Origin of the sequence: Mesorhizobium sanjuanii (genome assembly GCF_002529485.1) — a bacterium.
GTDB classification, from domain to species: domain Bacteria; phylum Pseudomonadota; class Alphaproteobacteria; order Rhizobiales; family Rhizobiaceae; genus Mesorhizobium; species Mesorhizobium sanjuanii.
The window spans coordinates 1-8221 of sequence record NZ_NWQG01000204.1; the positions used below are offsets into that span (position 1 = coordinate 1).

An 8221-nucleotide genomic window follows, 5' to 3' on the forward strand; every position below is an offset into this window, starting at 1 on the left:
GTCAATCGCCCCGTTCGAGTGGCAATCGAGAATTGTTGAAGTCCGGCGCAAGGCGCGCACTTCATTATCAGCAAATGTTCACCTATATAGCTGAACCTAAGCCAAGAGAAAGGAAGCCATGGATGCCGGCAAAACAGCCCCCGCAATTCGACCCGAAACCCGTTCTCGACCTGATCGTCAACATCGAGGCCGATCTTTTGCGCCTGAAAGGCCTGGTCGAGCAGCAGGTCGAAAAATTCGATCCTGCCAATCCGCACAACAAGACCCTCGACGGCAAGCTGACCGAGGAAGGCGCCGAGTGCTGCTACCGCATGTTCGACGAAGGCAAGTCGCGCTATTCGGTCGCCCAACAGATGAAGATCTCGTTTGCCGCCGCCACCCACCGCTTCAACACCTGGCGCAAGATCGGCGGCGCCAAACGAAAGACGCTTTTGGGGTGAGCGAGCGGCCGGCCAATCGCGAAGGTTTGCTGCGGAAAGGGAGCTGTTCCCAAGGCCGAATTTGTAACCGACACATTTTTTCGATGGTGCGCGGTGTGGTTTTCCGTGCACCATCGGCAATCACATTTCCACAGGACCTTCATGACCACCACAGCCACCCTCCCCGGCATCGCCGATATCCGCAGCGCCGCGGCGCGCCTCTCCGGCCTGATCGTCGAAACCCCACTGATCGAATCGCCTGACATCAACAAGCGCTTTGGCGGCCGCATCCTGTTCAAGCCGGAGACATTGCAGCGCACCGGCTCGTTCAAGTTCCGCGGCGCCTACAACAAGCTGTCCTCGCTTTCGGCCGAGGAACGCAGCCGCGGTGTCGTCGCCTTCTCCTCCGGCAACCATGCGCAAGGCGTCGCCGCCTCGGCGGCCATGTTCGGCGTCAGGGCGGTGATCGCCATGCCGGCCGACGCGCCGGCGATGAAAATCGGCAATGTCCGCAAGATGGGAGCGGAGGTGGTGCCATTCGACCGTTTCCGCGAGGATCGCGCGGCCGTCGTCCGACCCTATGTGGAAAAAGGCATGGTCCTGGTGCCGCCCTACGACGACCCGGCCATCATCGCCGGCCAGGGCACGATCGGCCTCGAACTGAAGCGCCAGGCAAAGGCGCTCGGCGTCAGCCTCGACGCGGTCGTCATCCCGTGTGGTGGCGGTGGCCTGAGCAGCGGCATTTCGATCGCCGTCAAGGATGCCTCGCCGGGCACTTCCGTCTGGGTGGTGGAACCCGAGCATTTCGACGACACCAGCCGCTCGCTGGCCAAGGGCGAAAGGGTCGCGAACGAGCCCGGCCACAAGTCGATCTGCGATGCCCTGCTCGTCGCCGAGCCGGGCGCGATCACCTTCGAGATCAATCGCAGGAACCTCGCCGGCGGCATTGCCGTCTCCGACGACGCGACGCGACAGGCGATGCGCGACGCCATGGCCCATCTCAAGCTGGTGGTCGAGCCAGGCGGCTGCGTTGGCCTGGCCGCGTTGGCGTCGGGCAAGATCGAGCTGAAAGGCAAATGTGTTGCCGTGGTGCTGTCAGGCGGCAATGTCGATTTCGGCGCTTATGCGGAAATCATGGCTGCCACGTGATCAGTCCAGCGTCCGCCTGAACCGCAACAGCGCCGTGCCCGCAAACACCACCACGAACACCAGCAGCCAGCCAACCTCGGCCCCTATCGCGTTGAAGTCGGCGCCTTTCAGCATCACCGCCCGGGTTATGCGAAGGAAATGCGTCAGCGGGAAAATCTCACCCAACACCTGCGCCCAGCCCGGCATGCCGCGATAGGGGAACATGAAGCCGGACAAAAGCAGCGACGGCAGGAAGAAGAAGAAGGTGAGCTGCATCGCCTGCATCTGCGAGCGCGCCATGGTCGAGATCGTGTAGCCGAGCAGCACCAGCGAAAGCACGAAGACAAGCACCGCCGACAGAAGCAGCGTCAGCGAGCCGACGAACGGAATGCCGAACAGGAGCTTCGCCGCCACCAGCACCACCACCACCTGCACCGCGCCGACGACGAGGAAAGGCAGAACCTTGCCCAACATGATCTCGACCGGGCTGGACGGCATCGCCAAAAGGTTCTCCATCGTGCCGCGTTCGGTTTCGCGGGTCAGCGCCATGGCCGTCATCATCACCATGGTCATCTGCAGGATGACGCCGAGCAGGCCGGGCACGATGTTGTACTGCGAGATACCCTCGGGATTGTAGCGCCGGTGCACCACCACTTCGAGCTGGCCCCGGGCAGCCTCGGCCGCCGTCTCCTGCATGCCCTGCGCCCGAAGCAATGCCTGGTTGGCGACGGTGCCAAGCGTCGAGATGGCGCCGCTGGCGACGGCCGGGTCGGTGGCGTCCGCCTCGATCAGGATCTGCGGACTGTCGCCGCGCTCGACGCGGCGGGCGAAATCGGCGGGGATGGTGACGACGAAGGCGACATCGCCGCGCGCCATCAGGAATTCGGCTTCTTCGGCACTTTGCGCGACATGGTCGAAGCGGTAGTAGCCGGTGGTCTGCAGCGCCGACACCATGGCGCGCGTATAGGGGTCGCTGCTCATCGCCACCAGCGCCGCCGGCAGGCTCTTCGGATCGCTGTTGATGGCGAATCCGAATAGCACCAACTGCATCAGCGGCACACCCAGCATCATGGCGAAGGTGATGCGGTCGCGCCGCATCTGGATGAATTCCTTGATCAGCAGCGCGCCGAGCCTGGCGAAGGAGAACACCGCATTCATGGCTTCTTGTCCTTGGCCATATTGTCCTTCGAGCCGGACATGAACTGAATGAATACGTCCTCCAGGCTGGTCTTGCCGGGGCTCACCGTCACGCCCTTGTGCTCCTTCTCGACATCGGCGAGCGCGGCTTGGAGTTCCTTCCTGTCGGAGCCCACGACATGCAGCGTTGCACCGAACGGCGCCACCTGGTCGACGCCGGGGCGGCCTTGAAGCGCAGTCGCGACCTGGTCGAGCTTTGGGCCTTGCAGGACAAAGGTGGTCAGCCCGGCATTTTTCACCACCTCGTCCACCGTGCCGGTCGCCAGCATCTTGCCATAGGAGATGTAGCTGATGCGGTGGCAGCGCTCGGCCTCGTCCATGTAGTGGGTCGAGACCAGCACGGTCAGCCCGCCGCTGGCCAGCCGATGGATCTCGTCCCAGAATTCCCGCCGCGCCTTCGGATCGACACCTGCCGTCGGTTCGTCGAGCAACAGCAGTTTCGGCTTGTGCATGATGCAGGCGGCCAGCGCCAGCCGCTGCTTCCAGCCGCCGGACAAGGTGCCGGCCAACTGGTCGCGGCGCGATGTCAGGCCGAGATCTTCGAGCGTCCTGGCGACATGCTCACCGACCGGCTTCAGCTCGTAGAGCCGTGCCACGAATTCGAGATTCTCGGCGATGGTCAGATCCTCGTAGAACGAGAATTTCTGCGTCATGTAGCCGACTTCGCGCTTGATCCTCAGACTGTCGGTGCGGATGTTGAAGCCCAGCACCGTGCCCTCGCCCTCGTCCGGGGTTAAGAGGCCGCACATGATGCGGATCGTGGTGGTCTTGCCCGAACCGTTCGGGCCGAGGAAGCCGACGATCTCGCCCTCGGCCACCGTCATCGTCACGTCGTCGACGACAGTCTTGTCGCCGAAGCGCTTGACCAGCCCATGCACGTCGATGACGTTCATTTTCCGATGTCCGCAAGGTCGACATCGACGATCTGACCGGGCTGCAGCGGACCGGCGTCGCCTTCCGGCCTGGCCTCGACCAGATAGACGAGCTTCTGCCGGTTCTCGAGCGAGTAGATCACCGGCGGCGTGAATTCCGGATCCGGCGACACGTAGCTGACCCGAGCCTTGAGACCGGGCCTGCAGCCGTCGCAATGGACGCCGAGCAGCGTGCCGACCTTCACCGACGAGAATTCGCTTTCCGGCACGTAGACGCTGAGCTTCACCGCGCCGTCCGGCAGCATCGAGATGACAGGCGCCGTTGGCCCGGCCGTATCGCCGGGATTGCGGATTACATCGTTGACACGGCCTGGCGAGGGAGCCGCCAGCACGCGCTTCGACAGCCGCCACTTGGCCTGCCCCAGCGCCGATTGCGCTTGGGCGACCTGGTTCTCGGCGGCCTTGATCGTTTCCGGCCGTGCCGGCAGGCCGCCAACGGCGAGATTGGCCTCCGCCTGGCCGACCTGCGCATTGGCCGTCTCCAGCGTGGCGGAGGCGGTGTCGAAATCGGCCTGCGTGCCGGTGCCGCGCTTGAACAGGTCACTGGCGCGTGTGTACCTTCGCTTGGCGTCGGCCGCCTGCGCCTTGGCCATGTCGACCTGTGCTTTCAGCACCGCAATCTCTTCCGGCCGCTTGCCAACCTTGAGATCGGCGAGTTGAGCCTGGGCCTGCGCGAGAGCCGCTTCGGCTTGCGCGACAGCGATTTTCGCGTCGGCGCTTTCCAGCGTCACCACTGGCGTGCCTGGCATGACGCGATCGCCGCGCTTGACCGCGACCGTCACGACCTGCGCCACCTCGATCGGCGCCAGCAGCACATAGTCGCCCTCGACATAGCCGACGGCAAGCGGCGCGGCCGGCGCGCAGGCACTGAAAAGCTGGGCGGCGAGCGGCAGGGAGCAGAGGAAGCTCATGATCTGTGATCCTTCCGGGCAGCCAATATGGCCTCAAGATTGTTCGATACCACCGCCACCACCTTGGCGGCCTCGGCGTCGCCGATCTCGCGCCAGCCCATGCGGCGCATGACGGCCTCGCGGCCGATGCGGAAATAGATGACCTGGCCGATCAGCGTGAACACGGTGAGCCGCGTCGTCTCGCTTTCGGCCGCCTCGCCCGTCGCCTGTTCCCAGATCAGGCAGAGCCTGCGATGCGTCGGCTCGAAGACGCCGTCATAGATGCGGTCGAGCGCCGCCGTCGGATGCGAAAGTTCGCGCAGCACGAATTGCACGATCTCGCCCGCCTCCGGCCTCGCCACGATGAAGGCCACCATCCGCTCCAGTGCGGTGAGGAGTTGTGCCCGGGCGGCTTCGGAATCGCCCGCTTCCGCATCGCCCCCTTTGGAAACGCCCTTTTTGGGACCGCTTGCCGCACGCGGGTTGCCGATCGCCTGGCCGGCAATGGTCTGGATGGTCTCGACGATATAGTCGGCCGCCGCCGCGCGCAGCCCTTCCTTGCCGCCGAAATGATAGGCGATCGAGCCGATATTGGCCTTGGCCTCGGCCGCGATTTCGCGCGTCGAGGTGCCGTCGAAGCCATGCCGTCCGAAAAGCTTAAGCGCCGCGCGGACCAGTGCCGCGCGTGTCATCTCGGCAGGAGATGTCTCGCGACGCGGGGTCTTGGCGCTCAGGAGTTTTTTCATATCAATACTTTAATCAATCGAATGATTAAAGTCAAGCCAACTTTCCGGCTTCGACTCGCCTTGTCCGGTCTTGCCTTGTCCGGTCCGGCGCGCTTTAGTGCGCGGCCATGGTCAAGGAAATCGAACGCAAGTTCCTGGTCTCCGGCTCCGAGTGGCGGGATCTGGTCGAGGCGGATATCCGCATTCGCCAGTTCTACCTTGCCGCTTCGCCGGGCCGCACCGTGCGCGTACGCATCAGCGACAATGCCTCGGCAAAGCTGACCCTCAAATTCGGCTCGAAGGCCCGCGAGCGCGACGAATTCGAATATCCGATCCCCTTGGCCGAGGCGCAGGAGATGCAGGCCTTCGCCATCGGACGTGTCATCGAGAAGACACGCCATCATGTTAGGCATCGCGGCTATCTCTATGAAGTTGATGTTTTCGGCGGGATGCTTAGCGGTCTGGTGGTTGCCGAACTCGAGACGCCGGAAGATGTGCCGGACGAGATGCTGCCAGACTGGCTCGGCCGCGAAGTCACCGGCGAGCAGGGGTTTTACAACGCGTCGCTCGCCCTTGGGGGGCTTCCGGAGATCGCGGCATGAGCTTTCGCATTGATCCACGCCTGCCGCTGACCGGCGAGGTCAGGCGCATTCTCGTCGAGGAGATCGGCAAGGCGCTTGTCCATCTCAACACGGCGCATGACAGGCCGGAGCAGGGGCTGCACAAATGCCGCAAGCGCCTCAAAAACGTGCGTGCCTTGCTACGCCTGGTCCGTTCCGGAGACGAAACATTCTGTCAGACCGAGAACCAGTGCTACCGCCAGGTATCGGCCCTGCTGGCAGGCCCGCGCGAGGCGACCGCGCTGGTCGAGACCATCGACCGGCTGGCGGCAAGCTTTCCCGAACACTGTGCAGGCGGCGGTCTCAATGAGGTCCGCGACAGGCTTGTCGCCCGCCAGCAGCAACTGCACGGCGGCGCTGGCCTCGGCGCCGCCATAGGTGCCGCAACTGCCGCTTGCGAGGAAGGCATCAACCGGGTCGAAAGCCTTGTCTTGCCCGACCAGCCGGAGCAGGCGGCCGATGTGCTTGCCGAGGGCGCCCGCGCCACCTTGCGCCGCGCCAGGAAGGCGCTGGACAAGGCAGGCTCGCGCGGCGAAGCCGACGATTTCCACGACCTGCGCAAGGCAGCCAAGACCCACGGCATGCATTTGTCGCTGCTTGGCAGGCTGTGGCCGACGCCGATCAAGGCGCGGCGCAAGGCGGTCGACGGATTGGGTGAGCGGCTGGGCGAGCTGCACGACGTCTTCGTCATGCGCGCGCTTCTCGATGCCGACGACCAGCCGCTTGGCTCTCGCCAGGAAACGCGGCTGCTGGGCAAGCTCCTGAAACGCTCGGAAAAAAGCCTGAGAAAGACCTGTCTCGCCGAGGCGGCCGAACTGTTCGGCGACAGCCCCAAGCGCTCGACCAGGAAACTTGCCCGCAAGGTGCGCGAGGATCTGGCCGGAGCGCCGCAGGAAGACGTTGCGGCGCCCGGCGCCGCCGGCTGACAGAGCGCCGGCGCACTGGCGTCCCCCCGCCAGCCCATGCTAATCGCCATCCACCATGACCGAGCCCGGCGATACGCTTCTGGACCGACTTGGCCGCTGGCTTGCCGGCCGGCTGCAGGAGGAATCCTCTGGCTATGAGCCCTACACGCCGTCCGATGCCGAAACGCTGCGCCGCACGCTCGAGCCCGGCGACATCCTGCTCATCGAGGGCAATCAGAAGATCTCCGCGGCGATCAAGTACCTGACGCAGTCGACCTGGTCGCATGCCGCCTTCTATGTCGGTGATGCCTTGCCGGAGATGGCGGACGGATCGGAACGGCGTCGCCTTATCGAGGTCACGCTTGGCGAGGGCTGCGTCGCCGTGCCGCTATCGCGCTACCGCACCTACAACACCCGCATCTGCCGGGCGAGCGGGCTGGCGCCGGAGGATCGCGACAAGGTCGTCGCCTTCATGATCGGCAAGCTCGGTCTCAGATACGATCTGAAGAACATCTTCGACATGCTGCGCTATTTCCTGCCGACGCCGCCGGTGCCGGTGCGCTGGCGCCGCCGCATGCTGGCTTTCGGATCTGGCGACCCGACCAGGGCCATCTGCTCGACGCTGATCGCCGAGGCCTATGGCCAGATCCGCTATCCGATCCTGCCCGAGATCACCCGCGCACCCGGCCGCGCCTCGGCGCAGTCGAGCTACATGCGCAAGGAAATCCTGCACATCCGCCACCATTCGCTATACACGCCACGTGACTTCGACCTGTCGCCCTATTTCCGCATCGTCAAGCCGACGCTGGAATACGGGTTCGACTACCGGGAGATGGTCTGGGACGACAAGGCCGCCGAGCCGGAAACGAAAGTTACCGAGTAGCTAAGAGATTGGAACGACACCTTGGAGATTGGAACATGGCGCTCAAGCGGATGGACAATGTAGGAATCGTCGTCGAAGACCTCGGAGGGGCGATTGATTTCTTTCGCGAACTCGGCCTCGAACTCGAAGGGCGGGCCACGATCGAAGGAGAATGGGCCGGACGTGTCACTGGACTGGGCGATCAGCATGTCGAGATTTGCCATGATGCGCACGCCGGACGGCCACAGCCGGCTCGAGCTCTCGCGCTTCCTCACGCCGCCTGTCGTCGCGGATCACCGGAACGCCCCGGTCAACGCCCTTGGCTACCTCCGCGTCATGTTCACCGTGGACGATATCGACGGGACGCTTGATAGGCTCCGCGCGCGGGGCGCGCAGCTCGTAGGCGAAGTAGTCCAGTATAAAGACGCGTATCTGCTCTGCTATATCCGTGGGCCTGAAGGGCTTCTCATCGGACTCGCCCAAGAACTCGGTTGAGCGCGGTTCAACCCGGGCCGGGTCGCCCGCGAAAGCCGCCGTCTGTCG

At 64.3% G+C, this 8221-nt stretch carries 9 protein-coding genes and 1 pseudogene; 6 read left to right on the forward strand and 4 right to left on the reverse strand.

Annotated features, from left to right (window positions below; genetic code table 11):
* The first annotated feature begins 122 nt into the window (after positions 1-122).
* Positions 123-440 (forward strand): hypothetical protein, encoded by a 318-nt coding sequence (locus CN311_RS26355; protein WP_097576587.1) that lies wholly within the window; start codon positions 123-125, stop codon positions 438-440.
* 141 nt (positions 441-581) lie between these two features.
* Complete coding sequence (locus CN311_RS26360) at positions 582-1568, forward strand: threonine/serine dehydratase family protein (RefSeq protein ID WP_097576588.1); 987 nt, start codon at positions 582-584, stop codon at positions 1566-1568.
* Here CN311_RS26360 and CN311_RS26365 read toward each other — a convergent pair whose 3' ends face one another.
* The 4 genes from CN311_RS26365 to CN311_RS26380 are packed head-to-tail and all read right to left on the reverse strand — an operon-like array spanning position 1569 to position 5312.
* Positions 1569-2705 carry an ABC transporter permease gene (locus CN311_RS26365; protein WP_097576589.1) on the reverse strand — a complete coding sequence of 379 codons (1137 nt, stop codon included), beginning with the start codon at positions 2703-2705 and terminating at the stop codon, positions 1569-1571. It abuts the gene before it with no gap.
* Positions 2702-3637: an ABC transporter ATP-binding protein gene (locus tag CN311_RS26370; protein WP_097576590.1), complete on the reverse strand. Its 936-nt coding sequence runs from the start codon at positions 3635-3637 to the stop codon at positions 2702-2704. Before CN311_RS26370 ends, CN311_RS26365 begins: the two co-directional genes overlap by 4 nt.
* A complete protein-coding gene (locus CN311_RS26375; protein WP_097576591.1) occupies positions 3634-4587 on the reverse strand; it encodes an HlyD family secretion protein in 954 nt (317 codons plus the stop codon). The genes CN311_RS26370 and CN311_RS26375 overlap by 4 nt, the downstream gene beginning before the upstream one ends.
* Positions 4584-5312 (reverse strand): CerR family C-terminal domain-containing protein, encoded by a 729-nt coding sequence (locus CN311_RS26380; RefSeq protein WP_097576592.1) that lies wholly within the window; start codon positions 5310-5312, stop codon positions 4584-4586. The genes CN311_RS26375 and CN311_RS26380 overlap by 4 nt, the downstream gene beginning before the upstream one ends.
* 107 nt (positions 5313-5419) lie before the next feature.
* Here CN311_RS26380 and CN311_RS26385 point away from each other — a divergent pair, with 107 nt between their 5' ends.
* From CN311_RS26385 to CN311_RS26400, 4 genes and pseudogenes are all read left to right on the forward strand, one after another.
* Positions 5420-5893 (forward strand): CYTH domain-containing protein, encoded by a 474-nt coding sequence (locus CN311_RS26385; RefSeq protein ID WP_097576593.1) that lies wholly within the window; start codon positions 5420-5422, stop codon positions 5891-5893.
* Entirely contained in the window at positions 5890-6837 is a 948-nt protein-coding gene (locus CN311_RS26390) for a CHAD domain-containing protein (protein ID WP_097576594.1), read from the forward strand. The genes CN311_RS26385 and CN311_RS26390 overlap by 4 nt, the downstream gene beginning before the upstream one ends.
* 55 nt (positions 6838-6892) lie before the next feature.
* Complete coding sequence (locus CN311_RS26395) at positions 6893-7699, forward strand: C40 family peptidase (RefSeq protein ID WP_097576595.1); 807 nt, start codon at positions 6893-6895, stop codon at positions 7697-7699.
* A 35-nt stretch (positions 7700-7734) separates the two neighbouring features.
* Positions 7735-8173, forward strand: a pseudogene (locus CN311_RS26400) (VOC family protein).
* The last annotated feature ends 48 nt before the right edge of the window (positions 8174-8221 follow it).